We start from the raw sequence: 25,595 nt of genomic DNA on the forward strand, positions 1-25,595 counted from the left end.
AAGGAGAGTAGAATTTTATGAGGAAAATGAAACAACTGCTGGCCGCAGGACTTATGATGTCCATGATTGCAGCAACAAGTGCTGGAACTTCAGTATTTGCATCCACACCAGAAGTGGTGGAAACAAATGAGTCCACAAAAACAGAAAGCAGCAAAGAGACAGCTCAAAAAGTAATGGACCAGTATCAAAAGATTGAGGGAATTGATAGTGAAAAGACAATTTTGGGTGCTGATTTTTCACATTACCAGCAAAATGTTGGATGGAACAAGGTATGGAAAGATTATAAAGGAAATGCCGTTAACAATCTCTTTTCGTATGTAAAAACACAGGGAATCAATACAATCTCTGTTAAGATCGCAGTGAATCCAGGAAAAGATAATAAATACCTGTCTCTGGAGAATGCCGAGAAAACATTAAAAGAGGCAAAAAAGGCAGGGTTAAGGACGAATGCAGTGTTGCTTTATTCAGATGAAATGACATATGCCAATACACAGAATCTTCCAGACGGCTGGACATCAGATGATGCAGGTGAGAAAGCCATTGCTTATACACAAGCTACGTTAAAAGCTTTAGACGATGATGATGCACTTCCTGACATTGTGACGGTTGGAAATGAAGTGAATTATAATTTCCTTGGAATCAGCGGTAATGATGGGTTTGTGCAGATGGGAAAGATCACACAAGAGATTAAGAAAGATTATAAAGATATAAAAACAGCTGTAAGTATTTCAATGCCGAATGATCCATCAGATATTAAATGGGTACAAAACCAGTTAAATGGAGATTGGAATAATATTTCATACGATTATCTTGGTGTGAATGTATATCCAGATGAGAATACCAATACGAATATTGAAAAATTACGTAAAGAATTCGAAAATAATCAGGCAGATGCAGGAGTGAATAAAGATGCACAACTGATTGTTTCAAATGTGAAATATCCAAGAAATGATGATGAAGCGAAAACAAGTGTGTATACACAGACAAAGAATATCTATGATCTGCTGACAGCTACGATTGATGACAAGAATAAAGGTGGAATCATCTATGATGAGGGAGAAGTTGTTGATGGTTGGAATTCATTTTTTGATAATGGACAGGCAGCAATGTCTCTTTCAATTTTTGCATATGCACAAGGAAAAGGAGACGATACAAATGTAAGTGTTGATCCATGGATCTATGGAGGAGAATCTGGATTAAAGGATCAGAAAGTTACGATCAAAAAAGTCACAGGTATGTCAGAAAATGCAATGAGAGGAATGGATATCTCATCATATGAGGCACTAAAGAATGCAGGTGTCAAATACTATGATAATGATGGAAATGAAGAATCTTTATTGAAGGTTTTGCATGACAATGGAGTGAATTATATAAGAATCCGTATTTGGAATGACCCATTTAATAAGGATGGCGAAACTTATGGCGGCGGTGGAAATGATGTCAAAACCGGACTTAAGATTGCCAAAGAAGCAACAAAATACGATATGAAGATTTTATTAGATTTCCATTATTCTGATTTTTGGACAGATCCATCTGTGCAGTTACTTCCAAAAGCATGGAAAGCCGACGAGAATGATGAGACAAAGATGTGCGATAACATTTATCAGTTTACAAAAGAAACAATTCAGAAGTTTAAAGAAGCAGGTGCAGATGTTGGAATGGCACAGGTTGGAAATGAATTGACGAATGGTGGTTTTGGAATTTATTTAAACAGAGATGCTGGAAAAACATACGATGCAGTATGGGGAGATAAAAAGAAATCAACAAAGATCAATACATATTTGAAAGCTGGAATTAAGGCAGTAAGAGAAACTTTGCCTGAAAGTTTAGTAGCATTACATCTCGAAACACCAAATGTTAAAAAATATCAGGATATTATGAATACATGGAAGCGTGATAAGGTAGATTATGATGTGTTAGGATCTTCCTATTATCCATTCTGGTCAACTTGGGCAAAAGCAAATACACCAGAAACTTTATCTAAAGTCCAGGATTTAGCTGCATCTTATGGTAAACTATTTGCAGTATTGGAAACAGGCTGGGCAAATAGTTTAAAAGATGCAGATGGAACAGGAAACACGATTGGAGAGAGTGCCAATACAAGTGCTTATTCTGTGAGTCCACAAGGACAGGTAGATGAATTGACAGACCTTTATAAAACAGTGATGTCAAAAGGAAATGGTTTAGGTGCATTTTATTGGGAAGGTGCATGGATTCCTGTAAGAGCAGGACAGACCTATTGGAAATATAACAAAGAGCAGGCAGACAAATATGGAACAGGCTGGGCATCTGCTGGTGCGAAAGATTACTTTGTAGCACAGAAACTCTATTATAATGGACAGCCGGCATGGGGTGGCTGCAGCTGGGATAATATAACGTTGTTTGATTTTAACGGACATCCGCTTCAATCACTTAGATTTTACAAAGATTCTGTATCCAAAGGTGCAGAACAGATCGTAGCAATTAACATTTGTGATAAAAACGGAAAACAGATTGCTGTAACACAGTATGTAAAAGTTGAAGTAGGTAAGACAAAAACAGTTACATTGCCGAAAGTTGCAGGATATGCACCAGATAAAGATTCTTATAAGCTGACAATAAAAGGAACAAAAGAAGGAATTGCACAGCAGAAAGTCACATACAAGAAATTACCACAAGGTGTTGCGATCAATTACAATTACCGTGTGAAAGTTACAAGCAAGAAATACAAAGTTTATAGTAATTTTAGCTGGAAAAAAACCAAAGTAAATCCATACAAAAAAACGTATGTAGCTAAATATAAATATTCACATCAGAATGGATCTACATATTTAGAATTATATACAAAGGCAGGAAAATTTGTCGGATATATCAATCAGAAAGCTGTAAAACGTTTAGGATATGCCACACAGCCAGAACAAGGTAAAGCATATAAATATGGAAAACGTGTAAAGATTACAAAGAAAAATTATAAATTATATAAGAACTTTTCATGGAAGACATCAAAGACAAAAGTTTATAAGAAAACATATACAGCAAAATATAGATATAAACATGAAAATGGATATAAGTATTTATCTTTATATACAAAATCAGGAAAGTTTGTTGGATATATCAATTCGAAAGCAGCAAAAATTATAAAATAACAAAGTGAAAAAAATAGAATCCTGTAAGTGCAGGATTCTATTTTTTTCAAGTATTTATTTCAAGCAAAGTATTGACATTAAAAGTTGGTAGTACCATAATATTGTATACACAAGAGAAGACTTAATATGAAAAACTGGAGGATTGTATGAAATTTCTTAGACAATTTATGATTATTTTGCTTCTCTCTTTTTTGGGAGAAGTGCTTAAGATGTTCATACCATTGCCAATACCGGCAAGTGTGTATGGACTTGTGTTGATGCTTGTATGTTTGATGACTGGCGTTTTAAAAACAAGTCAGGTCAAGGATGCAGCTTTTTTTCTGATTGAAATTATGCCGGTCATGTTTATCCCAGCAGCGGCTGGTCTGATTGATTCATGGGGAGTTTTAAGACCCTTGATAGTACCAATCATGATCATTACGGTAGTGATCACGGTATTTGTTATGGCAGTTACAGGAAGAGTTGCACAAATGATAGCACAAAAGAGAGGAATCAAAAATGAATGAAGTGTTCAGACAATCAATGTTTGTAGGAGTAACGATCAGTTTGATCGCATATGAGATTGGATTATTTTTAAAGAAGAAATTTGGCTTGGCAGTTTTGAATCCATTGCTTGTATCTATTATTATTGTGATCATTGCATTAAAAGGATTAGGAATCAGCTATGAAGTATACAATGCAAGTGCAAAGTACATATCTTATCTGCTGACACCGGCAACAGTGTGCCTGGCAGTTCCATTATATGAACAGCTTGAACTATTAAAGAAAAATATGGTTGCAGTTGTATGTGGAATTTTATCTGGAACATTGGCAAGTTTGTTTGGGATTTTTGTTCTTTGTATGTTGTTTGGATTTAATCATCAACAGTATGTAACAATGCTTCCGAAATCGATTACAACAGCAATCGGAATTGGTTTGTCAGAAGAACTTGGAGGAATTGTAACGATTACTGTTGCAGTGATCATTATCACAGGAATTCTTGGAAATGTGATCGCAGATACAGTATTTCGTATCTTTAAAATAAAAAATCCGTTGGCTAAAGGACTTGCGCTTGGAACGGCATCCCATGCGATCGGAACGGCAAGAGCAATTGAAATGGGTCCGGTAGAGGGTGCGATGAGTAGTCTGGCAGTGGCAGTAGCAGGACTTTTGACCGTTGTATTTATATCAGGATTTGCTCAGTTTATTTAACCAAGAGGAGGAAAAAAATCATGGCAGATGAAAAAATGATCATTACGATCGGAAGAGAACATGGAACAATGGGAGAAAAGATTGCAGAGAAAATTCGAAGAAAATTTGATCTTCCGTTATATGACAAAGCTCATCTTCTAAGAGCTGTAGAAGGTAGTGATGAATATGATGAATTAAATGCGTTCTTTAATGATCGGAAAGTAAATAGTCTATTATATGCGATCGCAATGAGTGAAAGCGTAAGATCAAATGATGTGCCATTTGGAATCATAAAAAATATCGTAGGAGATACAGGTGGAATTGTGATGGATAGTTGTGGGAATTATCTGTTTAGAGATCGTCCGAATACTGTGAGAATTTTTCTACATGCGAAGAAAGAAATCCGTGTAAATAATCTGATGAAAAATCTTGGGATTACGAAAGAACAGGCACAAAAAGAAATTGAAACAGAAGATTCTAAGCGATATGAGTTTCACAAATATTATACAGACGAGATATGGGGCGCATCTAAGGGATATGAGCTATGTTTGGATGAAGGGATTCTTGGAATTGATGGATGTGTGGAGATGATTCTTGATTATTTAAAAATAAGAAAATTAATTTAAAAAAAGTATTGACATTTTAAAAATAATCCGTATAATAAATAGAGGTGGTTGCAACAGACCACCTCGAATATATCTGGCTCCATGGTCAAGCGGTTAAGACGCGACCCTCTCAAGGTCGAATCACGAGTTCGATTCTCGTTGGAGTCATAAGCTACAAACTTCGTATTTATGCGGTTTGTAGCTTTTTTATTTTTCTGAAAAAAACTTCGCCAACAAACTTCGCCAACAAAATTTAATTTTCGTTCCCTGACTTAAAAATGATATCCTCGAAGGAGTCCAAAGATTTCTGCTTTCTGTCCATATGAATATGCGCATATTTTTGAAGAAATGTAGCTGGAGTGTTCCCCATGATCTCAGATAAGATCTTATCTGATTCTCCACGTTCATAGTTGGTTGTTGCAAAAGTATGACGGCATTCGTATAAAGTGATTACAGGAAGCTTTTCTTTATGATTCATGTTGTAGCGATCTTCGGTTCTGGTAAACATCCGATACAGATGATCAGGACGGACAGGAGTACCGATCTCTGTATTAAAAAGAAAATCGTTATCAAATAAATCTGGATATTGAAGTCTCATTTCTTTTTTCCATAATAACTTTTTCTTCACAATCTGATTGAGGGTAGAGGGAAGATAAACAGCTCTAAAAGAATTTGTTCCCTTCATATTGTCTTCAAGAACTCCATATTTGTTCAAAGTCCTGTGCATATAGAAACACTGGCGGTCAGGATCATAATCGGATTCTGCAAGCCCACATGTCTCGCTAGGACGTGGACCAAGAAGAATCTGACAGCAAAACATTGCATAATAATGACTTTCTTTTGCTTCTCTGGAAGTTAGAAAGAGAGAGATCTGTTCATCAGACCACGTCGGTTTAGCAATGTATGGCACCTTATTTCTTTTAATTCCGATCATTGGGTTATCTTTACCATCAATCAATTTAAGCGGATATATGGCAAAATTAAACACATCACAGAGGATATTAATGTTTTTATTTACTGTCTCGGCTCCGTATTTGCGTTTCTTTGGATTGTTTCCATCTTCCAAACTCTTTTTAAAATTCAAAATATGCTGAGGTTCGATTTCGGAAATTGGAACATCCTCAAACACAGGGAAGATATATCGGTCTAAATATCCGCGATAAGTCCTGTAAGTCTGATCAGCATAAGTTTTTTTGTTTGCAGCTAACCATTCATCTGCAACTTTACCAAAAAGTTCTTTTGATTGCTGCTTTACTTTTTGCTCTCTAACTTCCTTTTTAATTTGAAGGGTAAGTTTAGCATCATCTTGTTTAGCAACTTTTTTGTTAGATCGGCGAGGACCAGTTACCTGATGCTTTAGAAGGGGATGCCATTGAACGGCACAATAACTTTTTTTAGTTTTTCCTGTTTTTTTACTTGTGTAGGTTTTTGTAACAACAGACATATGTAACATCCTTTCTCAAAAAAGGGTACAAAAAATACACCCTCTCAATTTGTAAAATTGGTGGGTGTATGATATAATTCTGGTGTTGAGTCAGAAGCATATCATACACCACGTTGTTGATAGGTTTCTAAATTCCGTCTGGTTGTCAGCCAGGCGGTTTTTTATTTTGACCATTTTGCCGATATCGGGAAAATGGTATTTAGCAAGTTGTTTTGTCAGACTCTGACAAAAACAGGTTAATTATAGTTATATAACATAAAAGACCCCGTGTTTCCACGAGGTCTTTACAATGTTCGGCCCGCAAAGGGGCAAAGTCTATTTAAGTTGGGCTCGCAAGGAGCAATGTAAATAAATTCTAACATATATTATATCTCGTGTAAATATATTGATAAAAAGTAAAATCCCCTCTTTCCACATATAATGGTAAGAGGGGATAATGCTAGTCATTTTAAACAACGACCATTTCTCTTTTTAGATTACCATTATATGACATGGAATGTCAATTATTTTATATATTTTTATATGGGTCTAAAATGTTGCGATATCGCAACTACAATTTCCTCCGAAGTTCCACGACCTTCCAGATAATTATTATAAGTTCGGAATACAACTATAAATTCATTGCAAATTGTTGTATAATAAAAACAAAAAACGGAAGGAGAGCATAATGCAAATATTTGACAACCTTTATTTTCTGATCATATTTACGGTACCGGCCGCAATTCATATTTTATATCATACATATATAAGACTAAACGCAAGACAGCAGCAAGATAAATCGGTGGAAATTGCAGAGTCAGTAGCCTTTTGCGCGGCTGTGTTATTTATTAATATTTTATTGATGCAAAACGATATCAAAAAATTTGTACAGTATTTAAGTTCAAAACATACAATTAATTTTAATTATCCAATGTTTATGGCGAAATATTGCATTATGACCATAGCCGTAAGTGTTGCAGTGATTATTATATGGTACCTGTTCGGAATTAAAATTTTTAGAAAAGCTGTCAATTTTGTAAATAAAATGTTAGGTAGACCATTAGAAGTAGAACAATCTGACACTTTTAACGCAATTTTTAATTCAGCAGATATTATCGATACAATGAACAAAGCGGTGGCAGTTTATAAAGGAACTAATTTAGTAACAGCAGGATTAATAGCTGCTTATGATCCACCACAAAACCAAGGTAAAAAATTAGCGTTAAGAAATTCTGATTATGTAAAAGAACTATTGCAAGATGATCAGAAAAGACCTGTGGAGTACCGAATATTCCCATGCAGTGAGTTAGAATATTACGATCCACAAACCGATACACTAATTAAATTTTACGACTTGGACAAATATGATAAATTATAAGAAGTAAGGGGCTGATCAAAGCCTCTTATTTTCTTGGCTTTCTCGGACCTCTTCCTGTTTCTGGAACACGAACACCACCACTGCCAGAAGGCTTATGCGGAGATGTTCCACTTGGTTTTGGGCTGTTATTAGTATGATTCATTTCTTTCCTCCTTTTTGCGACATCGCAACTATAACTTTCTTCGAAGCTCTACAACCTTTCCAATAATTCTTACAGGAGTATTATCAATTTCCTCCTGATTAAAATACATCGGTTCATAATCTGGATTAATAGACACCAAAGCAATACTTTCAGCATACTTCTTAAGCCTTTTACAAACACCATCATTTCCATTAATTAAAGCGATCACGATCTCATTCGTTTCTGCATCATCCTGCTTCTTGACAATCACAGTATCTCCGTTATGTATATCAGGTTCCATACTATTTCCCTGGATTCGTAAACCGAAAAATTCGCCAGTCTTTGCAAGATCTTCGGATATTTCTTCCTGATCGACAATATCAGTGATCGCTTCGATAGGAATACCTGCAGCTACACGGCCGAGGACGTTAACCAAAAATCCTTTAGACTGCTTCTTGCCACGAAGAAATCCTTTATCTTCCATTAAATCAGAACGTAAGCATCCGAATATCTTACACATTTTATCAACCTTATCCATTCTTGGAGATTTTAAACCTTTGCACCAGTTGGAAGTGGTGGCGGTGCTTACACCTAATCTTTCCGCTAGTTCAGCTTGAGTCATTTGATTTATTTTTAAAAAATGAACTAAATTTTTGGAAAAAATTTCATTAAATTGTTTTTCTACCATATATAGAATTACCTCCTAACTAGATTATATAATGAGAATAAACTTTTAGCAAGGATAAAAGTGAAAAAAGTTAACTTTTAGTATTGACATTAACTTAAAGTTAGCGTACAATATAATTGTAACAAGGAAACGATGCAAAAAAGAAAGGAGAGCAAATGAGTAAAAAGAGTAATAAAAAAGACAAGCACGATCCCGAAACCATCGTACTTGCCGTAGCTATTATCAATCTTATCAGTGCATTAGTTGATTTAATCAGCAATATACTTGACTAAGATTGAAATTATCGTACAGAAGCAGTTGTAACAAGGAAACGAGTAAAAAAGGACGTTTCAAGATTGCTTCTGTATGATAAGAATACTCTTTTGAAAAGCTCATTGTCAATATAAAAATAGCAGAAAGGCGGTGGAAGTATGTCAATTGTATTAGATATTATTCAGATCGTGCTGAATATCGTCATTATTGCACTTATTTTAAAGAAGAAACAGGATAAATAAGTATATGGCTGTCCTATCGGCTTGACGGGGAAGAAAGGAAGGTAAAACGACGTGACAGATAGACTACAAATCACTCTTGCAGCTGCGAGAGTGAACGCAGGAATGACACAGGAAGAAATTGCAAAGAAAATGCACGTTTCAAAAAATACGATTGTGAATTGGGAAAAAGGAAAAATCACACCGAGAATCCCAGAAATGGAAATGCTTTCGAGAATTTATCAGATTCCGAAAGACAATATTTTTTTGCCTAAAAAGTAAACTTTAAGTTAACTAAACAATAACCAGGAGGTAAGAACATGAAAAAAAATAGTGCAATATTAATTATCACACTATTTTTAACACGATTCATAAATTATCTTTTGAGTTTTACAGAAATTCTAACAAAGAAAGATAAAACAGTAGTATTTATGTTAGCTTTTCTGTGTGTAAAAGCTATTTATGAATCAAAGTAGAAATCAAATATTTTATTTCTTGAGAATATACACCAAGTAGGTAAGTCACTATCCAAGAAAACGCATTAAACAATCTTGAAAAGATGATAGATGGTTTAAAACCCATCCAAGAAATAAAAGAAGAAGGAAAATGAAAGATTCGTTTTAGCGTATAAATGGGGTTTAGTGATTCAGTAAATGCATGAACAATAGAATTATCACGCATCATCAAGTTGTTATAAAGACGATATGCGGCTATATAATTTTCTGTTTCTGGTATGCCATAACCAAGAAAATCAGAACATGTTTGAAATTTTGCAATCACTGGATAATAAAAAAGAACTTCTTTTAAGCATTGCTGATAATTTTCCTTTGTAATTAAGCATTTACCAAGACAACTATTACTCAATGTAGCGGAGTTTAAATAGTCGCTTAGTACATTTATTAACTTACGAATTTTCCAGATGGTATAGAAATTCTTTAGAACAAAGTACATGTACATAGCAAGAAAGAATAGTAAAAAATATTTCATCAAAAAACTCCTTTCATTAATACTCGGACATGGCAGTGCCCTGTAAATAGATTATATGAAAGAGATGACAAATTTACAAGAAGGAGTGAAAAAGTGATGAGAGGTGGAAATATGGAAGGAAGAAAATCAACCAATAGACAGAAAATGAAAGATAAAATCCGAGAGGAGAAAATTGAATGCCAGGAAACGAACTTAATGGCAGAAATTGATCAAGTACTTGATAAATATCTCGAAGAAGCAAAAAAGGAATGTGAGACATACAGAGATTTAGAAAATAAAATCAGGGAACTGGAATGGAAAGCAACATGGGGAAAACTTGGACTATATGCCGGAATGATAGCCGGGATTCTCAAAAAGAAGATCGAGGAAGAAAAGAAAGGATTAAAAATCAAGAAATAAGAAAAAAATTACCGCTTCTGCAAATATAAAAAGAACAGATGCCTTAGTTTCCTGTCCGATCAGGTATCTACCCAATACCTGAAAAGAAAAAAAGAAACCCTACAATATGCGAAAAATCCTCTTATTAAGTCGTGAAATAACAATCGGGCAGGAAACTAAGGCATCTGGATTAAGGAGGGAAAAAGATGCAAGGAATGTATTTAGAACAAAGAGTTGAGCAACTTGAAAGAGAGATCAGAGAGTTAAAAAAGCAGAAGAAAAATGAGCAGTATTTATCGCCGGCACAGTTTGCCGAGAAAATGAGCTGTTCAAAGTCCTTTGTAACAAAAATGGTAAAAAGCGGAGAGATCCAGGCTTTACGAATGGGAAAACTGATCAGGATCCCAATGAGTCAGTTCGAGGAAAAAGAAGGGGCAGAACAGTCCTGGAAAGATATTGTATTTAAAGGAGCGTGAGACATGGCAACGGCAGCAGTGCTTGGTTTATATGTAGCAGTAAGTATGATTGTATGCGCGATCGCATCAAAAACGAAGATTGGGCAGAGAGTAATGGAGTATGTACTGGATAAGTTAACGATAAAGTAGGAGGTAAGAAGATGAGAGATGAGTTTTTACTCAATTGCGAAAAAGAGATCTTGGAAGCAAATCTTTTTCTGATGTGCGGACAGCATGAAGAAGGAATTCAGGCTACAAGAAAAGTGTTAGATACAATTATGAAAGAAATCGTAAATGGCATACAGCCGATCACAAAAAATACACAACCATATGTGATTGCTGCATTGCGAGTTTTGGCAAATGGATTAGAAAAACAACTAGATGGCAAATGGAAAACTACAATAAGTGTCGCGACAGCGATCGCAAGCAAGATAGAGTTTGAAATCCAAGAGGAAGAGATCAATGAGACTGACAATGAAGAACCACGCAAGTAATACATACAGAGCATCCCTGATTAGACAAGATAATAATTGTGCGATCGGGGATGTGGTAAACAAGTTAGGCAGGTATGAAGATATCTGCGAAGAACCAGAAGAACTTGAAAAACTTATAAAAGAGCAGAAAAAAAGAACCCACCGGCAAAAGTAAGTTCTTAGTGCAAAAACTGCACATTTATATTATAGCAAGTTCTCCAAAAGAAAGCAAGAAAAATAGCGGTTGAAATACCGCTGTTTAGACTTGCTAAAGGTATTAAGTTTAAGACAAAAAAGGAGAATGAAATGCCATATGTAGAAGTAACAGTAAAGGCAGGAAGAACAATAGAGATCCAAAGACATTACAGTCACAGGATACACCCCAAAGGATGCAAGAGAGAAAAGAAAAAGAAAGAGACAAAAGAATCACAGAAAAAGATCAATGTCAGAAAAGCAACAGATAAACTTAGATGGCTGTTGAATGAAAATTTCACAGGTGGGGACATGCATATCCGTTTATCTTATGCAGGCACAAAACCAGATTATGAGCAGATGAAAGAAGATAAAGCAAAATTCTTAAGAAAGCTACGAACAGAATTTCGTAAACAGGATAAAGAGTTGAAATTTGTTCATGTGTTCGAGATCGGGAAAAGAGGAGCTAGACATCACCATTTGGTGATCAATTCCATAGACAGCAGAACACTAAGGGAATGTTGGCCGTATGGATCTGTATACGTAAGTTTATTAGATGATACCGGGCAATATGGAAAACTTGCCAGTTATTTGATCAAAGAAGTAACAGAAAAAGGCGAGAAATTGCCAAGACGATACTCACCATCAAAGAATCTGCGGATTCCAGTGCCGAAAAGAAGAATCATCCTTGAACGAAAATTTTTCAAAAGAAAACCAAAGGCACAAAAAGGATACTACATTGATCAACAGAGCGTATATTCTGGATTCACAGACGATGGATATCAGTTTCTTAGATATATCCAGGTTAAGATACGCAACAGGTGGAGGAAAGAATGAAACAGATAGATATTTACATATACACGCTATCCCACAGCCGTGGAAAAGGTCCGGCAGTTTATAAATCTGTGTTGGAGTTTGTAACGAAAAACGGAGAAGTACACACACTGGATGTTACAGGAGCAGACAAAGAGACAACGATAAACCGGATCACGATCGAAGCAGCAGTGAAAGCACTACGGAGAATTAAGTTGAATCAACCTTACGAAATAAGAATACATGCGGATTCAGACTACTTTGAACGGATGCTAAAAGCTGCAAGAGTTTACGCAGAACATGAGTGGAAAACAAAAGCAGGAAAAGAAATTGCAAATGCGGACCTGTGGAAAGAGATTTATATCTTTAAAAAGACAAACCATGTCACAGCAGACAGCGATCTATTAGACCATTATGCATGCAAAGAAGAACTGGAGGATAATTTATGGAAATTCACGAATTAGAAGCATTTTTGAATGGATTCACAGACGATGAGAAAGTTGGGATCATGGAGAAACATCATATCGTATTTAGAAGTCAAGGCGGTTGTGATTTTTATTATAACATCATTGAACTCCCAACAGGACTACATAAAGGGCGGAGAGGTCCGCATATGTGCAGAGAAACAGATGTATTTTTAAAACAAAGTGTCCAGAACGCACTATTTGCCGAATTAGGAACAGAAAGAAAGACAGCGGATGAGATCGTGCATTTATGCTGCCCGATGAACCGAAGAAGTGAGAGAAAATTACATAAACGTCTGGAAAGTGCAAAAAGCTATGGCGGAAAGTATGAGATTGAAGATGCAGTACGAGCGATCATGGGCGGTAAATTGTATTAGGAGGTGTTAAAGATGTTTGACATGTTTGGAGAAATGGAAACAGCAGAGGAAATCAATGCAGTTGCAAGAAGTCTGAAGGAAGAAGGAGAAAGAGAAAATCTGGACAAGCTATGTGCTGAAAACGGCATAGATGCTGAATTGGCGGAGATGTTTTGGGATGGAGAGATTGATTTTATCACAGATACATTCATGGCAGCAGTTGGAAAACTCGATATGGAACTGAAAGAAGCAACAGGACATAAAGAGTATTTGAAAGTTATGACAAATTTCCTGAAAGTAGGTGCAGAAAAAGATGAGGAACTGGCGATTTGCATCAGGAAGAAGGAAAAGAGGCTGGCAAGTGCTTATGAAATGCTACGGAATAAGGCTGATAAAAGAAAAAATAGTCCAACTGACTGTGTAGTGTTGACAGGCAATGAAGTAATTGAGGCTACGAATGAATACTACAAAGAAGGTGCCAGAGCATGAAAAAGAAAGCGATAGAAAAGATTCCATTTGGGAAAGAGAAAATTCACAGATTAGATGATTGCTTTATGATCGATGGAAAGCTGATCGACAGAAAAACAAATAACATCAATGTCAGAATTTGTTTAAGAGAAAACGAGTTTGCAAATTATGTTGAAGGAACTGGATGGAATAAAAAGAAATTAAATAGCTGGGCGTCCAATAACGTATTCAGAGCAAGTCTTGAATTAAGCACAAAAGAACGCAAAGAACTGGCAGAGTTTTATGAGAAAACAAAACCAGAATGGGAATGTATAAGAGATCCAGGACAGCAGATTGAACATTATCAAGATCGAATTTGTGAAAAGAAAGCAGAAAGACGTGAGCAAAAGAGGAATGAGAAAATAAAAGAACATCTTGCAGAAATCAGACCATATACGGATCAAATGAGTTTATGGGCATCGAATCAAATGGAGTCATATTTGTTTTATAAATATTCAACAGGGTACTGTGGACATTGTGGACAAACTGCAAAATTTGACCGAAAAAAGATAAAAATAACACATAACATGAAAGGTACTTGTCCAAATTGCAAAAAGAAGATTGTGTTCAAGGCAGCAGGCAGACAGCCAAAGATTGAAGAAAGAATGAGGGTTGTAAGATTCCAAAAAACAAAGTTTGGAATTGCAGCGATCGAAAGCATAGTAATAAAAGGATCATATGCAGAAAATCAAGAAAAAACAAAGACTATAGATTATTACATATGGTTTATTGAAGAAGAATATGAGTTATATAACAATATGAACTATATAAGTCACAAGTGGTATGATGCAAATTACGGAGTGCAACATGGAGAAGCAAGAATTTACACCCGAAATATAAAACAGGTGATTAAAGGAACGTGCTTAGAATACAGTGGAATTGACATTGTAGCATCCTGGAAAGGAAGAAGAGAAAGATACAAAGAGATCATTGAAAATTATAGAAAGAATCCAGAAATGGAACTTTTGATCAAGGCAAACATGAGAAAATTAACACGGCAGGCATGGTGGCATGAAGGATATTTATACAAAGGAACAAAATTACATGAGGTTTTAGGACTTACAAAGCCTAACATGAGAAAAGCAAGAGATTACGATTTGGGGATAAATGAAATCAGAGTAATGCGAAATGATCCATATGGGAAACTGTCAAATGATGAGATTATTGCTCTGTCCAATGCAGGAAATTATATCGAAGGACTCAAGCTATATACAACGATCACTAAAATAGCTCATTATACCCAAAAAGGACACGATGCAGGGACGTGGTGGGATTATCTAAGAATGGCTGACGAATTAGATTATAACATGAAAGATAAAGCGGTGTTATTTCCAAGGGAACTTGAAGACAAGCACGATGATTTAGCAGAAATGCTCAAAGTAAAGCATGATAACGAAAAAGAGCAGCAGTACAAGAAACGTATTCCCGGAATGAAGGAATTGTACAACTATGAAACGAAAAAATATAAGATCATAGTTCCTGAAAATCTGAAGGCGATCGTAGATGAAGGAAAGAATTTACATCATTGTGTAGGAACATATGTAAAAAGTGTTATGAAAGGCGAAACAGATATCCTGTTTATCCGAAAGAAAGGAGAAGAGGATCAATCGTATTACACAATGGAAGTTAAAAATATGGAGATTGTGCAATACCGCGGAGCATATAACAACAGACATAATAATCCAGTGCCAGAAGAAATACACCAATTTGTAAAAGGATTCAAGAGAGTAATTGAGAGAAGAGCAAGGAAGAGGGTAGCATAATGGAAGAATATCACCAGATCACATTAAATGAGTATATAAGCATCAAAGAAGACATCAAAAGACGACTCAATCACCTGGCAGAGAGTTTCGTAGCGATCGGCTACAGACTAAAGCAGATTAGAGACACGGAGGCATATAGACAAGATGGATATAATACTATCTTTGAATTTGCAGAAAAAGAGCTAGGATTAACCAAATCTCCAACAAGCAGATTTATGGCGATCAATGATAAGTACAGCGTTGGTGGTAACAGTCTGGAACTTAGAGAGGAATTTATTGGACTTGGAAAAAGCAGACTGTCCGAAATGTTAACGATGGATCCAGAGGATTATGTACTTGTAACGGATCAGACAAGCATAAAAGATATTCGAGAGATTAAGCGAATGGAAAAGGCAGCAGATGACAATCAAACATTAACAAAATTTCAAGAGGTCCTAAGAAAAGAATATGCATCACCAGACCGAAGAAAAGAATTGATCGAGATTGCTAACGCAAAATGCATCGATGATATCAAAGCTGCAGTTATCCCAGAAGGATACAGACTAATGAAAAAAGGAGTTATGGCGATCAAGTTCGAAGATGAAAAGATCACAGTCCGCACCATGGGAGTTTCAGGAGTGCAGGAATTAACATGGAGTGAGATTCTAAGCGAGTATGATCGGGCATTTGACTTAGGGGCGGAAGATCCATGGAAAGCTGCATACGGAGAGATAGAGGAAGAAGAAACAAAAAAAGTTGAAAAGAAGCAAGAACCGAAAAAGCCGGCAAAAGCAGAATCTAAGCCAGTTGCGACATCGCAACAAGAAGAACAAGTTGTTGGCCAAACAAGCATTGAAAAAGATTTTCCAGAATATTTACCAGATGATTTGAAAGTAAAAATCGAACAGACAAACAAAGTAGAAGTTCCGGAAACAGTTGCAGATGATCACAGGCATAAACTCAAATTGGCTAAGATGTTCTTCAACGACATGCAAACAGGCAGAAAGCCTTTTGATCTACAGAAGAATGATAGAGAATATCAGCTTGGGGATGTGATCGAATATAGAGAAATGGATAATGGAGAACCAACAGGCAGAATCCTTGAAAAAGAAATTATCTATATCCTGGAAGGATTCGCAGGATTAAAAGAAGGTTATTGTATATTAGCACTGACAGATATTGAGAGGTAAGAGAATGTTAAACAAGAAAGAATTTGAAGGTTATGTATGTGAAATCACAGGCAAGAAGATCAAAGAAATGAAGTTGTGCCCGGATAAATTTCAAAAATTTATAATACGGAAGAAATGTGATAAAAACTGTATCTGGTGCGAGAAAGAAGGTAATAAGGCATGAATGGATTAGAAATGACAGAAAGCTTACTACACTATTGTTCAAGACAAAGATGTACAGAGGAAAATTGCGAATGTTATCCAATGTGTGATTTAACTCAAAAACCATTTAAAGAAATGACAGATAAAGAATTAGAACAATGCTATAATCTGGCATTTAAAACAACGTTAACGGATCAAATGACGGGAGTCATAAAAGATAAAAATAAGTGCACAATCAGTTAAGCTGATTTATATACCACAGTAACCAACAACAAAAACGCATAAGAAACAAATCATAAGCCTGTTGCCACGGCAGCAGGCAGAAAGGAGACAGACAGCTTAGTTCTCTACCTGGCCGGATTCTTAAAGTAACTATTAACTAAGGAAACAGGATGTAAACATATTTTTTCAGATTTTTCCAGATAAAAATTTCATCGATTTATCTAGATTTAGTATTGCAAATCACAAACAAAAAAGAATCATAACAATTTATACGATCGGGCAAAAAATAAGGGAACAGTGATCAAAGATAAAATGTTAATCGGATAGAGAACTAAGCTGTCTGAAAAAGGAAAATGAAGTATACAGAGGAATTTAAACGAGGGATGGTAAGAGTCCTTATAGCATCAGAAACGTCACGAAAAGAGTTTGCAGATAAAGTGGATATTAGTGTAGAAACATTGAAAAGATGGATTAAACAATATAAGGATGAAGAAGTACCTAAAGTAGATCGCAAAAAATACAGTGAAGAATACAAAAAAAGTATAGTAAAAAATATGATCTATGATGGGATTACCTGTGAGGCGATGGCAAGAGAAACAGGAATCAGCCGACAACTAATAGAATACTGGGATAATAAATACCGATATGAAGTGATCGATGAAGTTGAAAGAGAAACTTTACAGAGGAAAAAAGTTTCCAAAGCAATAACATGGCATCGATACGGATCAAGTGCAGGAAGATATGAATAGGAGAAAGAAAATAATGGGAACAATTAGAGATAGAATAGGAAAGATTCACATGTATACGCACGGAGTAAGCTTCGGAATTCCGGAGTATCTTGCAGAAAAAGGACTAGATGTAAATATAGAATATGTGGAAGATGGACCAGAAAATAGTGTACTGGCAATCGAAATATTTAAAACTAAAAAAGTAGAAAAGGAAGAAGAACATGATAGATTCAGATAAAGAAGTTTTATATGCATGGGAAAGAGATAGAATTTTTTCAGAAGACTATAAAGGAACATTTGATTCAATTGAAGAATGTGTTGAGGATGCTAAAAAAGAAGGATTTAAGCCTGGACAGACAATTTACATCGGAAAATGTACGGAACCAGATATTAGTTGCGGAGTGTTTCTTGACAGAGTGTTAGAAGATGTACAAGATGCAATGTATTCTGACTATGGAGATAATGCAGAAGACTGGGATCTGTCTGTAAGGGATATAGAAGAAAGACAAGAAATATATGATAAATACGAGGAAAAATTAACGAATCTAGTAGAAGACTATATCAAAGAGATTGGAGCAAAACCTAATTTTTATGACGTTGTAGATATAAAGCCAATTATTATTAAATGAAAGGAATGATACATAATGGGATATGAAGACTGTCCATGTTTTAAATGTGATTCAGAAGAACAAAGAGAAAAGCGGATAGAGTGTAGAAGAAAGTGTACACAATTTGTTGCCTGGAAGTTAAGCATGCAGGCAATCAGACAGAAAAAGAAAGAAGATAGAGATAAATACTATTCATCTACCACAAGAGGGAAATTTTATAAGAGAAATTTAATGAAACAAAAGAGTGGTAGAAAAGTATGGTAAATCAACGCAAAGCCTGTGCAGAAAAATTGCATGGGCATTTGTGCCGATAAAAGAAACAAGGCAGCAGATAACAGGAGGGGAGAACGTGGACAAGAACGTACTGATCCAATATTGTGACATGAAAGAAGAAATTAAAGATTTAAGGAGAAGAATCACAGAGACTGAAAAGCAGATCTGGAAGATTGGAGAAGAAGGAACTGTAAAAGATACGGTATCGGGAGGAATGGGCGGAATACAACATTTTGTGGTGGAAGGAATGCCGATGCCAGAACTTAGCCGAAAGAGATTATTGCTCAACAGGCGAAAAGCAATGCTGCTCGAAAAAGAAAATGAACTTTTGAATCTTATGAACCAAGCAGAAGAATACATAAACAGCATCAAGAAAAGTGAATTAAGAATGATGTTTAGATTTTATTACATTGATGGTATGACGTGGCTGCAGGTAGCACATAAGATGAACCAGCTGCATCCCAAAAGAAAAATAGCTTATACAGAAGACAGCTGTAGAATGAGAAATGCAAGATTTTTTCAAGAAAATTAGAAAATGTTCGGTCACGTTCGCAAAAAATAGTGTAATATATAAGCTAGAACGATTAGATGAAGTGATTCTTCATAGGGTGTTCTTTTTCTCATATATTTTCATTGAACGAACTCGGGTGATCTTCGGACCCCGAGTCTTTTTATGATTAAAATCATGGATCTCTAGCTCAGTTGGTCAGAGCAATCGACTCATAACCGATCGGTCAAGGGTTCGAACCCCTTGAGATCCATTTAAAAAACTTCTTTCAGAAAAGTATTGACATAGTGTACACACTATAGTATAATATAAGTATGAAAGGAGGAAAGCTAATGAAGAAAAAACAAAAGAAAAAGCTTGCAAAGTTGATCATCAAAGCAATAACAGCAGTTGCGTTACTGTTAAGTGCGATAGCTCAACTTATACAAGCTCTTAACTAATAAAGCCCTATTAGTTAAAACAACAGAGGAAAGGGAGAGAAATCTCCCGATCCTTTGTAACAATAGTATAACACACATTAGCTTAAAAAAGAAATGAAGAAGATAACTTTTTACGACATGGTATTACTCTTTGCAGTCATGTTGCAGTTCGGAGAGAGAAGCATCTACACAACACTAACGTTGTTATTTGCATCAATCCTTGAATTAATCGATGTAGTTCCAAAGATTGTGAGGTTGGTAAAACATGGAAAGTAAAGCAAACGCACAGACAAAAGCAAGTGCAAAGTGGAATAAGAAAGCAGGATATGTAGCAAAGAGTTACAAGCTTAAGAAAGACACAGTGGAAGCATTTGCAGAAGCGTGTAAGAAAGCTGGAGTAAGTCAAGCTGGACAGTTGACAAAGATGATGAATGAATTCATTGAAAAGGTAGAAGAAAATTAAAAGAAAGAAAAGCACATTGGAATATATCTGATGTGCTTTTCTTGTATCCAAAAGGAAGGTGAACAAGATTACAAGAGAAGAATTAACAAATTGGATTGAGAGACTGATAAAAGAAAATAGATTATACAGTTTCTATAAATCAAAAGAATGGAGACATTTAAAAGAAGAAGTATTAAAAGAAAACAATTATGAATGTGCTATGTGCAGAGAGTCAGGAAAGGTAACAAAGGCAGAGACAGTACATCATGTGCAGCATGTAAAAAAATATCCATGGTTGGCATTGAGTAAGACATACAAATACAAAGGGATTGAGTATAAGAATCTGATTCCTTTGTGCCACGACTGCCACGATAAGGTGCATGGTCGCATGAAGTATAAACCGAAGCCGAAACCGATCACAGAAGAACGATGGTAGTACCCCCACACCCCCCCTAACCCCTAAAATTTTGGGAAGGGCTGTACAACGGGGGATGGGCAGGCATCCAGAGAAAAATCAAAAATTCGAAAAAAGTAGCGAAAGTGGGTGATAATTGTGGCTCGTCCAAGCAAAGAAGAAATGTTAAAAAGGGAGACAAAAGCTACAATTATCAAGGCTTTGCAGGATCGAGGAATATCAGAAAAATATCTTTTAGACCAGGTAGATGAATACATGGGTTATTATGACAGTTTAGGGGAAATAAATGGCAAATTAAAGAAGGGTTTTAAGATTGATTTGTCAAAAGAAAAGAGGCAGATCACAAAAGAAATGAGGAGTATACTCGATTTCCTTGGACTTCGTCCAGTGGAAATTGATAAGGATGATATCTTTGAAGAGCTATAGTAAATATTTAGACCCTTATATGTCAATGATAATTGAAAACAAGGTTGAGCATTGCCAGGAACAGGAAGAAATGATCTTCAACAATGTCATACCAGTTTTAGAGAGAGAAGATGTTTATATTGATGAAGCAAGAGTAGAAAAAGGCTTGGAATTACAAAAGTATTTTCCATATGATCTGATGGAGTGGGAAATATTTTTGTTTACGTTGATCGTAGGAGTCAGATATAAAGAAACAGATGACATTTATTTTACAGAAATAAGGATCATCATTGGAAGAGGAGCAGGGAAAAATGGATTTATTTCATTTCTTTGCTTTTATTTTTTGTCTCCAGCTCATGGGATTCCTCACTATGATATTGATATTTTGGCTAATTCAGAGAATCAGGCCAAAAGAAGTTTTAAGGATGTTTATGAAATCGTAACTGAAAACCCTGAAAAGAAATATCGCAGGGCTTTGAAATCAAATTATTACGCTACAAAAGAGGAAATCAAAGGGAAAATAACAAAAAGCATTCTAGTATTTAATACTTCATCCAAACGAGGAAAAGATTCAAAACGTTCAGGTTGTCTTATTTTTGACGAAAAACATGAATATGTTGATACACAAAATATTAATACATTGCAATCTGGTCTTGGTAAGACAAAAGATGGAAGAATTATCACGATCACAACAGATGGACATATCAGAGGCGGAGTTTTGGATGCAGAGAAAGACCAGAACAGGTTGATCTTAGAGAAATATAACCCAGACAATCAAACATTGGTATTTTGGTGCAAGATTGAAAAGGAAGAAGAGTGGAATGACATAAATAAAATGGTCAAAGCCAATCCAAGTATCAATTATATGCCTAGTTTAAAACGAACGATCATGAAAGAGATTTCTGATATGCCGTTTAAACCAGAATATTACATGGAATACATGGCAAAACGTTGTAATTTTCCAATAGGGAACAGAGATATTGAAGTGGCTTCATGGGAAGATATCAAAGCAACGAATCAGGAGATTCCAGATCTAACAGGTTTGGAATGTGTTGGAGGAGTGGATTATTCATCTTCTGACGATTTTACTTCATGTGGTTTATTATTTAAGATTCGGGATAAATATTACTGGATTCAGCAGACGTTTGTATGCACAAGGTCAAAAGATCTTAGAGGAATCAAGGAAAGAACTCCGATAGATCAATGGGCAACAGATGGAGATGTGATCTATGTTGATGATGTGGAAATTCCAGCCTCTTATGTGGCCGATTGGTTTGAAGCTATTCAGAAAAAATATAAGTGCAGGATAAAGAAGATTGCAATTGATAAATATAGATATGCATACATGAATAAAGCATTAAGCGAGATAGGATTTGAAGCATATCAAAAGAAAAATGTGTTTCCTGTAAGACCAAGTAATATTCAGGAAGTATCTGTATTAATAAATTCAATGTTCATAAATCATAAGATAGTGTTTGGAGACTGTCCGATCATGAGATGGTATACAAACAATGCCAAAAAAGTAAGTAAAGGAATCAATTATGAGTATGGAAAGCAGGAAGAACACTACAGAAAAACAGATGGATTTATGGCATTTGTGGCAGCAGCTACGATAAAAGATGAGATAAAAGAGAAAGTGAAACCGCCGAAGATACCTACGATGGTTTTTAATATTTAGGAGGGAAAATGAGTTTTACAGATTTTTTAGGAAAGTGGTTTCCTACGAAACAGATCACTGGTCCTGATACAGTAACGATAAGTGTATCGCCGGAATTGTATTATAAAGAGCTGGCACTTTACACAGGAATCACGTTGATATCGAATGCAGTTGCAAAAAGTGAGATTAAAACTTTTGTAAATGGCAAAGAGGTACAGGAAGATGATTATTATGTTTTAAATATATCGCCGAATCCAAATCAGAGTTCTAGTGAATTTTGGCATGATGTGATCAATAAGGCAATCAGACAGAACGAAGGAGCTTATGTTGTTGAGCACAAAGGGAATCTTTATTGTGTAGATAGTTGCCCGCTTGCAAAACAGGATTCTATCAATGGAGATGTCTATTCCAATATAAGTATTAATGAATTTACGTTTCCGGGAAACTATGAAGCGAAAAATTTATATCATTTCAAATGGCATGATGCAGGAATCAATTCTTTGATGGCAGGTATTGGAGAAGAATATGGAAAGCTGTTAAAAAGTGCTGCGAATGCTTTTAAACGCGCCAATGGCGTGAAATATAAGCTGAAAATTGATAATGTTCAGGCTGGAGATGAAGAATTTCAAAAGGAATTTACAAATTATCTACAAAAGCAGATAGAAACATACATATCATCAGAAAATGCAGTTTATCCAGAATTTGTAGGCCGCGTATTGGAAAAAGATGAGCAGTCATCAGGAACAGCATCATCGGCAGAGATGATCAATCTTAGAAAAGATATGTTCGAGATGGTAGCAAATGCGCTGCATATTCCAATGACATTAATGACAGGGAATATTACAAATATGAATGAGATCATGAAAGTATTTCTGACATTTAGTGTAGATCCTGTTGCAGATATGATCCAGGAAGTACTGAATAAGAGAGCTGGTGTTCGTAATTGGAAATCAGGAGAGTATTATCGTGTAGATACAGGAAAGATCATACATAGAGATATTTTCGATCTGTCAAATGCAATGGACAAGTTGCTTGCGAGTGGAAACCTGTGCATTGATGAGATTCGAGAGGAAATAGGGAGAGAGCCTTTAAATACTAAATGGTCAAGGCAGCATTGGATGACAAAGAATTACACAAAGATTGAAGATGCAATGAAAGCGATTAATGAGGAGGGAACAAATGAAAAATAAATATTATGCATTGTATGTAGATGAAGATCAAAAGGCTGCAAATATAAATATCTATGGAGACATTACATCTTATCCATGGACAGAGAAAGATGTGTCAGCCTACAATCTGTCAAAAGAAATTGAAGGGTTGGATGTGGAACAGATCAATGTCTACCTAAACAGTTATGGCGGAGAGGTTGCAGAAGGGATTGCAATTTACAATTCTTTGAAACGTCACAAGGCAGCAGTTAAAACAGTCTGTGATGGCATGGCTTGTTCTATTGCATCTGTCATTTTTATGGCAGGAGATGAAAGAATCATGAATAATGCATCATTACTTATGATTCATAATGCATGGACCTATACAAGTGGTAATGCTGATCAGTTAAGGAAAGAAGCCGATGATCTGGATAAAATTTCAAATTTATCTGTAAAAGCATATATGGAACATATTAACATCAGTGAAGAAGAGCTAAAAGCTTTACTAGATGCAGAAACATTCCTTTCACCAGAAGAAGCATTAGAGTATGGTTTTGCAACAACGATCATTGGGGATAAAAAGAGTGATAAAGCAAGTCAGAGTGCAAAAAAGACCTTGCAAAAAATGATCCTTGCGAAAGCTCTGGAGAATAACGAAAATAAGGAGGAAGATAATGAAGAATTAAATAATTCGCATAAGGACGATAAAACAAAAGAAGATCCAGAACAGGATGATTCAGAAAAAGATCCAGAGCCGGATGATCCGGAAGAAGATCCAGAAAAAGAGAGTGAAGATGATTCAGACGAAGGTAAAGATCAGAATATGCAGATGTTCCGATCTTTTTTTAATGCATTAACAGATTTATAGGAGGAAAGAAATAATGTTATCAATTACACAGAGAAATAAACAGGAAGCACTTGCAGCATTATCAGATGCAATGAAAAAAGGCGATGAAAAAGCAATCAAACAGGCATGGAATGATTTTCATGAATCGGTTGTTGAGTGTGTAAAACAGGACTATGTAGAAGCTGATGGAAACAAAGTGATTCTTGCGCAGAGAGGTTACCGCCAGCTGACATCAGAAGAAACAAGATATTATGAAAAAATGATCGAAGCAGGAAAAAAAGAACATCCGATGCAGGAATTAAAAAATCTGTTAAACGGTGATATTATGCCAGTAACGATTATTGAGGATGTTTATCGTGATCTGGTAGATGAGCATCCATTATTAAACAGAATTAATTTTCAGAATGTTGCATATCTCACAAGATGGATTTTGAATGATCACTCAAAGAAAAATGCAGTATGGGGTGAGATTAACAGCGAGATCACACAGGAAATCTCATCAGGATTTAAAGTGATCGAAGTAAATCAGTGCAAATTGACAGCGTATACAATGATTGAAAAAGATATGCTGGATCTTGGACCAACATTCTTAGACAACTACTTAAGAACATTCTTAAAAGATTCATTGTTATGTGCACTTGAACAGGCGGTAGTAAGCGGAAACGGTAAGAATTGTCCGGTTGGATTAGACAGAGATGTCCACGAGGGAGTATCTATTTCATCAAGTGACGGCTATCCAAGAAAAGAAAAGATCAACGTAACTTCTTTTCTTCCAGAAGAGTATGGAAAACTGGTTGCAAAGTTAGTAAAAAGTGAAAAAGGACATTCCAGAAAATTTGATAAGGTACTGATGATTACTAACATGACGGATTATCTTACAAAGGTAATGCCAGCAACAACAGTATTAACGGCATCAGGAACATATGCAACAAATTTATTCCCATTCCCAACAGATGTTGAGGTATCCAATGAATTGAGCGAGGGAGAGGCCATTCTTTGCCTTCCAGAAGAATATTTCATGGGAATCGGTGGAGCAAAAGAAGGTGTGATCGAGTTTTCTGATGAATTTAAGTTCTTAGAGGACAAGAGAGTGTTCAAGATCAAGATGTATGGAATGGGTAGAGCTTATGATAATACAGTAGCGGTATTACTGGATATTAGCAACTTAGATCCGGCATATATCACAGTATTATCAAAACAGGTTACAGCTGCAGCAACACAGGCAGCAGTAAAGACTGAATAATC

General features: G+C 35.7%; 35 protein-coding genes and 2 tRNA genes. 34 read left to right on the forward strand and 3 right to left on the reverse strand.

Translation table 11 applies throughout. The annotated features are described in order from the left end of the window. Positions 1–17: 17 nt before the first annotated feature. The 5 genes from KE503_RS08115 to KE503_RS08135 all read left to right on the forward strand — a co-directional run bounded on the left by KE503_RS08115 (position 18) and on the right by KE503_RS08135 (position 5,068). Positions 18–3,125: a glycosyl hydrolase 53 family protein gene (locus KE503_RS08115; protein WP_212384949.1), complete on the forward strand. Its 3,108-nt coding sequence runs from the start codon at positions 18–20 to the stop codon at positions 3,123–3,125. Positions 3,126–3,271: 146 nt separating this feature from the next. After that, complete coding sequence (locus tag KE503_RS08120) at positions 3,272–3,631, forward strand: CidA/LrgA family protein (RefSeq protein ID WP_022375386.1); 360 nt, start codon at positions 3,272–3,274, stop codon at positions 3,629–3,631. After that, positions 3,624–4,316, forward strand: coding sequence for an LrgB family protein (locus KE503_RS08125; protein WP_022375385.1), 693 nt, complete (start codon positions 3,624–3,626; stop codon positions 4,314–4,316). Before KE503_RS08120 ends, KE503_RS08125 begins: the two co-directional genes overlap by 8 nt. A gap of 20 nt (positions 4,317–4,336) precedes the next feature. Further along, positions 4,337–4,921, forward strand: coding sequence for a cytidylate kinase-like family protein (locus tag KE503_RS08130; protein ID WP_055197405.1), 585 nt, complete (start codon positions 4,337–4,339; stop codon positions 4,919–4,921). 75 nt (positions 4,922–4,996) lie between these two features. Next, a tRNA-Glu gene (locus tag KE503_RS08135) sits at positions 4,997–5,068 on the forward strand. A gap of 85 nt (positions 5,069–5,153) precedes the next feature. Here KE503_RS08135 and KE503_RS08140 read toward each other — a convergent pair. Further along, positions 5,154–6,344, reverse strand: a complete 1,191-nt coding sequence (locus KE503_RS08140; protein WP_212384950.1) for a tyrosine-type recombinase/integrase — start codon at positions 6,342–6,344, stop codon at positions 5,154–5,156. 667 nt (positions 6,345–7,011) lie between these two features. Here KE503_RS08140 and KE503_RS08145 point away from each other — a divergent pair. Next, positions 7,012–7,701, forward strand: coding sequence for a hypothetical protein (locus KE503_RS08145; protein WP_212384951.1), 690 nt, complete (start codon positions 7,012–7,014; stop codon positions 7,699–7,701). 170 nt (positions 7,702–7,871) lie between these two features. Here KE503_RS08145 and KE503_RS08150 read toward each other — a convergent pair whose 3' ends face one another. Further along, entirely contained in the window at positions 7,872–8,510 is a 639-nt protein-coding gene (locus KE503_RS08150; RefSeq protein ID WP_212384952.1) for a LexA family protein, read from the reverse strand. A 545-nt stretch (positions 8,511–9,055) separates the two neighbouring features. Between KE503_RS08150 and KE503_RS14535 the strand changes: the two genes are divergently transcribed. Then, the gene (locus KE503_RS14535) at positions 9,056–9,262 is read left to right on the forward strand and encodes a helix-turn-helix transcriptional regulator (RefSeq protein WP_212384953.1); all 207 of its coding nucleotides are present in this window, start codon (positions 9,056–9,058) and stop codon (positions 9,260–9,262) included. A gap of 174 nt (positions 9,263–9,436) precedes the next feature. On the opposite strand, the gene KE503_RS08160 is transcribed toward KE503_RS14535, so the two are convergent. Next, complete coding sequence (locus KE503_RS08160) at positions 9,437–9,967, reverse strand: hypothetical protein (RefSeq protein ID WP_212384954.1); 531 nt, start codon at positions 9,965–9,967, stop codon at positions 9,437–9,439. 96 nt (positions 9,968–10,063) lie between these two features. Here KE503_RS08160 and KE503_RS08165 point away from each other — a divergent pair, with 96 nt between their 5' ends. The 27 genes from KE503_RS08165 to KE503_RS08290 all read left to right on the forward strand — a co-directional run bounded on the left by KE503_RS08165 (position 10,064) and on the right by KE503_RS08290 (position 25,593). Continuing rightward, a complete protein-coding gene (locus KE503_RS08165) occupies positions 10,064–10,366 on the forward strand; it encodes a hypothetical protein (RefSeq protein WP_212384955.1) in 303 nt (100 codons plus the stop codon). A gap of 185 nt (positions 10,367–10,551) precedes the next feature. After that, a complete protein-coding gene (locus KE503_RS08170; RefSeq protein ID WP_212384956.1) occupies positions 10,552–10,821 on the forward strand; it encodes an excisionase family DNA-binding protein in 270 nt (89 codons plus the stop codon). A 3-nt stretch (positions 10,822–10,824) separates the two neighbouring features. Then, positions 10,825–10,950 (forward strand): hypothetical protein, encoded by a 126-nt coding sequence (locus tag KE503_RS14705; RefSeq protein ID WP_283093056.1) that lies wholly within the window; start codon positions 10,825–10,827, stop codon positions 10,948–10,950. A gap of 11 nt (positions 10,951–10,961) precedes the next feature. After that, positions 10,962–11,294 carry a hypothetical protein gene (locus tag KE503_RS08175; RefSeq protein WP_212384957.1) on the forward strand — a complete coding sequence of 111 codons (333 nt, stop codon included), beginning with the start codon at positions 10,962–10,964 and terminating at the stop codon, positions 11,292–11,294. Then, positions 11,263–11,448 (forward strand): hypothetical protein, encoded by a 186-nt coding sequence (locus KE503_RS08180; protein WP_212384958.1) that lies wholly within the window; start codon positions 11,263–11,265, stop codon positions 11,446–11,448. The genes KE503_RS08175 and KE503_RS08180 overlap by 32 nt, the downstream gene beginning before the upstream one ends. Before the next feature lie 131 nt (positions 11,449–11,579). Beyond that, complete coding sequence (locus KE503_RS08185; RefSeq protein ID WP_212384959.1) at positions 11,580–12,302, forward strand: rolling circle replication-associated protein; 723 nt, start codon at positions 11,580–11,582, stop codon at positions 12,300–12,302. Beyond that, positions 12,299–12,742 carry an RNase H family protein gene (locus KE503_RS08190; protein WP_212384960.1) on the forward strand — a complete coding sequence of 148 codons (444 nt, stop codon included), beginning with the start codon at positions 12,299–12,301 and terminating at the stop codon, positions 12,740–12,742. Before KE503_RS08185 ends, KE503_RS08190 begins: the two co-directional genes overlap by 4 nt. After that, positions 12,724–13,119 (forward strand): hypothetical protein, encoded by a 396-nt coding sequence (locus tag KE503_RS08195; protein ID WP_212384961.1) that lies wholly within the window; start codon positions 12,724–12,726, stop codon positions 13,117–13,119. The genes KE503_RS08190 and KE503_RS08195 overlap by 19 nt, the downstream gene beginning before the upstream one ends. A gap of 12 nt (positions 13,120–13,131) precedes the next feature. Then, the gene (locus KE503_RS08200) at positions 13,132–13,587 is read left to right on the forward strand and encodes a hypothetical protein (protein WP_212384962.1); all 456 of its coding nucleotides are present in this window, start codon (positions 13,132–13,134) and stop codon (positions 13,585–13,587) included. Beyond that, a complete protein-coding gene (locus KE503_RS08205) occupies positions 13,584–15,368 on the forward strand; it encodes a PcfJ domain-containing protein (RefSeq protein WP_212384963.1) in 1,785 nt (594 codons plus the stop codon). The genes KE503_RS08200 and KE503_RS08205 overlap by 4 nt, the downstream gene beginning before the upstream one ends. After that, positions 15,368–16,537, forward strand: a complete 1,170-nt coding sequence (locus KE503_RS08210; RefSeq protein WP_212384964.1) for a DUF3850 domain-containing protein — start codon at positions 15,368–15,370, stop codon at positions 16,535–16,537. The genes KE503_RS08205 and KE503_RS08210 overlap by 1 nt, the downstream gene beginning before the upstream one ends. A gap of 4 nt (positions 16,538–16,541) precedes the next feature. Continuing rightward, complete coding sequence (locus KE503_RS08215) at positions 16,542–16,700, forward strand: hypothetical protein (protein ID WP_212384965.1); 159 nt, start codon at positions 16,542–16,544, stop codon at positions 16,698–16,700. Then, positions 16,697–16,921, forward strand: a complete 225-nt coding sequence (locus tag KE503_RS08220) for a hypothetical protein (protein WP_212384966.1) — start codon at positions 16,697–16,699, stop codon at positions 16,919–16,921. Before KE503_RS08215 ends, KE503_RS08220 begins: the two co-directional genes overlap by 4 nt. A 332-nt stretch (positions 16,922–17,253) precedes the next feature. Further along, a complete protein-coding gene (locus KE503_RS08225; RefSeq protein WP_212384967.1) occupies positions 17,254–17,649 on the forward strand; it encodes a transposase in 396 nt (131 codons plus the stop codon). Between the two features lie 13 nt (positions 17,650–17,662). Further along, positions 17,663–17,866: a hypothetical protein gene (locus tag KE503_RS08230; protein WP_212384968.1), complete on the forward strand. Its 204-nt coding sequence runs from the start codon at positions 17,663–17,665 to the stop codon at positions 17,864–17,866. Then, positions 17,850–18,257 (forward strand): hypothetical protein, encoded by a 408-nt coding sequence (locus tag KE503_RS08235; RefSeq protein WP_212384969.1) that lies wholly within the window; start codon positions 17,850–17,852, stop codon positions 18,255–18,257. Before KE503_RS08230 ends, KE503_RS08235 begins: the two co-directional genes overlap by 17 nt. A gap of 15 nt (positions 18,258–18,272) precedes the next feature. Further along, positions 18,273–18,500 (forward strand): hypothetical protein, encoded by a 228-nt coding sequence (locus KE503_RS08240; protein ID WP_212384970.1) that lies wholly within the window; start codon positions 18,273–18,275, stop codon positions 18,498–18,500. 85 nt (positions 18,501–18,585) lie between these two features. After that, a complete protein-coding gene (locus KE503_RS08245) occupies positions 18,586–19,041 on the forward strand; it encodes a hypothetical protein (RefSeq protein ID WP_330621951.1) in 456 nt (151 codons plus the stop codon). 155 nt (positions 19,042–19,196) lie between these two features. Beyond that, positions 19,197–19,270 (forward strand) — tRNA-Ile (locus tag KE503_RS08250). A 304-nt stretch (positions 19,271–19,574) separates the two neighbouring features. After that, positions 19,575–19,712 (forward strand): hypothetical protein, encoded by a 138-nt coding sequence (locus KE503_RS08255; protein WP_212384971.1) that lies wholly within the window; start codon positions 19,575–19,577, stop codon positions 19,710–19,712. Then, complete coding sequence (locus tag KE503_RS08260) at positions 19,702–19,899, forward strand: chemotaxis protein (protein ID WP_212384972.1); 198 nt, start codon at positions 19,702–19,704, stop codon at positions 19,897–19,899. The genes KE503_RS08255 and KE503_RS08260 overlap by 11 nt, the downstream gene beginning before the upstream one ends. Before the next feature lie 58 nt (positions 19,900–19,957). Further along, positions 19,958–20,314 (forward strand): HNH endonuclease, encoded by a 357-nt coding sequence (locus tag KE503_RS08265; protein ID WP_212384973.1) that lies wholly within the window; start codon positions 19,958–19,960, stop codon positions 20,312–20,314. 141 nt (positions 20,315–20,455) lie between these two features. Continuing rightward, the gene (locus tag KE503_RS08270) at positions 20,456–20,719 is read left to right on the forward strand and encodes a hypothetical protein (protein WP_212384974.1); all 264 of its coding nucleotides are present in this window, start codon (positions 20,456–20,458) and stop codon (positions 20,717–20,719) included. Then, complete coding sequence (locus KE503_RS08275) at positions 20,706–22,376, forward strand: terminase TerL endonuclease subunit (protein WP_212384975.1); 1,671 nt, start codon at positions 20,706–20,708, stop codon at positions 22,374–22,376. The genes KE503_RS08270 and KE503_RS08275 overlap by 14 nt, the downstream gene beginning before the upstream one ends. A gap of 8 nt (positions 22,377–22,384) precedes the next feature. Then, a complete protein-coding gene (locus KE503_RS08280) occupies positions 22,385–23,545 on the forward strand; it encodes a phage portal protein (RefSeq protein ID WP_212384976.1) in 1,161 nt (386 codons plus the stop codon). Next, positions 23,535–24,371: a head maturation protease, ClpP-related gene (locus KE503_RS08285; RefSeq protein WP_212384977.1), complete on the forward strand. Its 837-nt coding sequence runs from the start codon at positions 23,535–23,537 to the stop codon at positions 24,369–24,371. Before KE503_RS08280 ends, KE503_RS08285 begins: the two co-directional genes overlap by 11 nt. Before the next feature lie 13 nt (positions 24,372–24,384). Beyond that, positions 24,385–25,593 (forward strand): phage major capsid protein, encoded by a 1,209-nt coding sequence (locus KE503_RS08290; protein WP_212384978.1) that lies wholly within the window; start codon positions 24,385–24,387, stop codon positions 25,591–25,593. Positions 25,594–25,595: the final 2 nt, after the last annotated feature.

The sequence above is a fragment of the Anaerostipes sp. Marseille-Q3525 genome (assembly GCF_018223505.1).
Taxonomy (GTDB): domain Bacteria; phylum Bacillota; class Clostridia; order Lachnospirales; family Lachnospiraceae; genus Anaerostipes; species Anaerostipes amylophilus.

Excerpts from the sequence above, each read along its gene's own strand:
- KE503_RS08285 (WP_212384977.1), top strand. The coding sequence starts at position 23,535 with ATGAAAAATAAATATTATGCATTGTATGTAGATGAAGATCAAAAGGCT.
- KE503_RS08185 (WP_212384959.1), top strand. The coding sequence starts at position 11,580 with ATGCCATATGTAGAAGTAACAGTAAAGGCAGGAAGAACAATAGAGATC.
- KE503_RS08240 (WP_212384970.1), top strand. The coding sequence starts at position 18,273 with ATGGGATATGAAGACTGTCCATGTTTTAAATGTGATTCAGAAGAACAA.
- KE503_RS08120 (WP_022375386.1), top strand. The coding sequence starts at position 3,272 with ATGAAATTTCTTAGACAATTTATGATTATTTTGCTTCTCTCTTTTTTG.
- KE503_RS08150 (WP_212384952.1), bottom strand. The coding sequence starts at position 8,510 with ATGGTAGAAAAACAATTTAATGAAATTTTTTCCAAAAATTTAGTTCAT.
- KE503_RS08210 (WP_212384964.1), top strand. The coding sequence starts at position 15,368 with ATGGAAGAATATCACCAGATCACATTAAATGAGTATATAAGCATCAAA.
- KE503_RS08140 (WP_212384950.1), bottom strand. The coding sequence starts at position 6,344 with ATGTCTGTTGTTACAAAAACCTACACAAGTAAAAAAACAGGAAAAACT.
- KE503_RS08290 (WP_212384978.1), top strand. The coding sequence starts at position 24,385 with ATGTTATCAATTACACAGAGAAATAAACAGGAAGCACTTGCAGCATTA.
- KE503_RS08270 (WP_212384974.1), top strand. The coding sequence starts at position 20,456 with ATGTTAAAAAGGGAGACAAAAGCTACAATTATCAAGGCTTTGCAGGAT.
- KE503_RS08205 (WP_212384963.1), top strand. The coding sequence starts at position 13,584 with ATGAAAAAGAAAGCGATAGAAAAGATTCCATTTGGGAAAGAGAAAATT.
- KE503_RS08165 (WP_212384955.1), top strand. The coding sequence starts at position 10,064 with ATGAGAGGTGGAAATATGGAAGGAAGAAAATCAACCAATAGACAGAAA.
- KE503_RS08230 (WP_212384968.1), top strand. The coding sequence starts at position 17,663 with ATGGGAACAATTAGAGATAGAATAGGAAAGATTCACATGTATACGCAC.
- KE503_RS08225 (WP_212384967.1), top strand. The coding sequence starts at position 17,254 with ATGAAGTATACAGAGGAATTTAAACGAGGGATGGTAAGAGTCCTTATA.
- KE503_RS08220 (WP_212384966.1), top strand. The coding sequence starts at position 16,697 with ATGAATGGATTAGAAATGACAGAAAGCTTACTACACTATTGTTCAAGA.
- KE503_RS08215 (WP_212384965.1), top strand. The coding sequence starts at position 16,542 with ATGTTAAACAAGAAAGAATTTGAAGGTTATGTATGTGAAATCACAGGC.
- KE503_RS14705 (WP_283093056.1), top strand. The coding sequence starts at position 10,825 with ATGGCAACGGCAGCAGTGCTTGGTTTATATGTAGCAGTAAGTATGATT.
- KE503_RS08145 (WP_212384951.1), top strand. The coding sequence starts at position 7,012 with ATGCAAATATTTGACAACCTTTATTTTCTGATCATATTTACGGTACCG.
- KE503_RS08255 (WP_212384971.1), top strand. The coding sequence starts at position 19,575 with ATGGTATTACTCTTTGCAGTCATGTTGCAGTTCGGAGAGAGAAGCATC.
- KE503_RS08190 (WP_212384960.1), top strand. The coding sequence starts at position 12,299 with ATGAAACAGATAGATATTTACATATACACGCTATCCCACAGCCGTGGA.
- KE503_RS08235 (WP_212384969.1), top strand. The coding sequence starts at position 17,850 with ATGATAGATTCAGATAAAGAAGTTTTATATGCATGGGAAAGAGATAGA.
- KE503_RS08195 (WP_212384961.1), top strand. The coding sequence starts at position 12,724 with ATGGAAATTCACGAATTAGAAGCATTTTTGAATGGATTCACAGACGAT.
- KE503_RS08170 (WP_212384956.1), top strand. The coding sequence starts at position 10,552 with ATGCAAGGAATGTATTTAGAACAAAGAGTTGAGCAACTTGAAAGAGAG.
- KE503_RS08175 (WP_212384957.1), top strand. The coding sequence starts at position 10,962 with ATGAGAGATGAGTTTTTACTCAATTGCGAAAAAGAGATCTTGGAAGCA.
- KE503_RS08200 (WP_212384962.1), top strand. The coding sequence starts at position 13,132 with ATGTTTGACATGTTTGGAGAAATGGAAACAGCAGAGGAAATCAATGCA.
- KE503_RS08260 (WP_212384972.1), top strand. The coding sequence starts at position 19,702 with ATGGAAAGTAAAGCAAACGCACAGACAAAAGCAAGTGCAAAGTGGAAT.
- KE503_RS08280 (WP_212384976.1), top strand. The coding sequence starts at position 22,385 with ATGAGTTTTACAGATTTTTTAGGAAAGTGGTTTCCTACGAAACAGATC.
- KE503_RS08130 (WP_055197405.1), top strand. The coding sequence starts at position 4,337 with ATGGCAGATGAAAAAATGATCATTACGATCGGAAGAGAACATGGAACA.
- KE503_RS08180 (WP_212384958.1), top strand. The coding sequence starts at position 11,263 with ATGAGACTGACAATGAAGAACCACGCAAGTAATACATACAGAGCATCC.
- KE503_RS08115 (WP_212384949.1), top strand. The coding sequence starts at position 18 with ATGAGGAAAATGAAACAACTGCTGGCCGCAGGACTTATGATGTCCATG.
- KE503_RS08160 (WP_212384954.1), bottom strand. The coding sequence starts at position 9,967 with ATGAAATATTTTTTACTATTCTTTCTTGCTATGTACATGTACTTTGTT.
- KE503_RS08125 (WP_022375385.1), top strand. The coding sequence starts at position 3,624 with ATGAATGAAGTGTTCAGACAATCAATGTTTGTAGGAGTAACGATCAGT.